The sequence below is a fragment of the Flavobacterium sp. CG_9.10 genome (assembly GCF_015752245.1).
Taxonomy (GTDB): domain Bacteria; phylum Bacteroidota; class Bacteroidia; order Flavobacteriales; family Flavobacteriaceae; genus Flavobacterium.
The window spans coordinates 1-1915 of the sequence record NZ_JADOVD010000033.1; the positions used below are offsets into that span (position 1 = coordinate 1).

Consider the following 1915-nt stretch of genomic DNA (forward strand, 5'->3'; position numbering starts at 1 on the left):
ATTTGTTGCGGATAGAATTAGAATCTACTGGAAAGTAGAGCCAAAGAAGGTGATAGCCCTGTATAAGTAATAGAAGATAACGATAGTGGTATCCTGAGTAGGGCGGGACACGAGAAATCCTGTCTGAATTTGGCGGGACCATCCGCTAAGGCTAAATACTCCTGAGAGACCGATAGTGAACCAGTACCGTGAGGGAAAGGTGAAAAGAACCGTGAATAACGGAGTGAAATAGATCCTGAAACCATACGCTTACAAGCGGTCGGAGCCCTTTCGTGGGGTGACGGCGTGCCTTTTGCATAATGAGCCTACGAGTTAACGTTGCTGGCAAGGATAAGTGGTTAAGCCACGGATCCGTAGCGAAAGCGAGTCTGAATAGGGCGCTTTAGTCAGTAGTGTTAGACGCGAAACCGTGTGATCTACCCATGGGCAGGATGAAGCGCTGGTAACACAGTGTGGAGGTCCGAACCGGTTGACGTTGAAAAGTCTTCGGATGACCTGTGGGTAGGGGTGAAAGGCCAATCAAACTCGGAAATAGCTCGTACTCCCCGAAATGCATTTAGGTGCAGCGTTATGCGTAAAGTTATATAGAGGTAGAGCTACTGATTGGATGCGGGGGCTTCACCGCCTACCAATTCCTGACAAACTCCGAATGCTATATAATGTTTCATAACAGTGAGGGCTTGGGTGCTAAGGTCCAAGTCCGAGAGGGAAAGAACCCAGACCATCAGCTAAGGTCCCCAAATATATACTAAGTTGAAAGAACGAGGTTTGTCTGCCCAGACAGCTAGGATGTTGGCTTGGAAGCAGCCATTCATTTAAAGAGTGCGTAACAGCTCACTAGTCGAGCGGACGAGCATGGATAATAATCGGGCATAAGTATATTACCGAAGCTATGGATTTCATATTAAATTATGGAGTGGTAGGGGAGCATTCTCACAGGGTAGAAGGTGTATCGTAAGGTATGCTGGACCGGTGAGAAAAGAAAATGTAGGCATAAGTAACGATAATGCGGGCGAGAAACCCGCACACCGAAAGACTAAGGTTTCCACAGCTATGCTAATCAGCTGTGGGTTAGTCGGGACCTAAGGCGAACCCGAAAGGGACAGTCGATGGACAACGGGTTAATATTCCCGTACTAGTTATTACTGTGATGGGGTGACGGAGTGATGAAAGCGCCGCGAACTGACGGAATAGTTCGTTGAAGTACCTACCTATAAGACCCGCAGGCAAATCCACGGGTTTTGGGGAAATACGATAGTACTCGGAGTCTTCGGACAAAGAGATAGTGCGCCTAAGGGCTTCCAAGAAAAACCTCTAAACTTCAGGTAATAAGTACCCGTACCGCAAACCGACACAGGTAGTCGAGGAGAGAATCCTAAGGTGCTCGAGAGATTCATGGCTAAGGAATTAGGCAAAATAGACCCGTAACTTCGGGAGAAGGGTCGCCCCCAGCAATGGGGGCCGCAGTGAAGAGGTCCAGGCGACTGTTTATCAAAAACACAGGGCTCTGCAAAATCGTAAGATGAAGTATAGGGCCTGACACCTGCCCGGTGCTGGAAGGTTAAGTGGAGATGTTATCTTCGGAGAAGCATTGAAATGAAGCCCCAGTAAACGGCGGCCGTAACTATAACGGTCCTAAGGTAGCGAAATTCCTTGTCGGGTAAGTTCCGACCTGCACGAATGGTGTAACGATCTGGACACTGTCTCAGCCATGAGCTCGGTGAAATTGTAGTAGCGGTGAAGATGCCGCTTACCCGCAGTGGGACGAAAAGACCCTGTGCACCTTTACTATAGCTTAGTATTGACCTTGGACAAATGATGTGTAGGATAGGTTGGAGACTGTGAAGTGGCGTCGCTAGGCGTTGTGGAGTCATTGTTGAAATACAACCCTTTGTTTGTCTGAGGCCTAACCCCG

The 1915-nt window shown here is 48.5% G+C and carries 1 rRNA gene; it reads left to right on the forward strand.

Annotated features, from left to right (window positions below):
- Positions 1 to 1915 (forward strand): 23S ribosomal RNA (locus IWX84_RS15265); the annotation flags it as partial.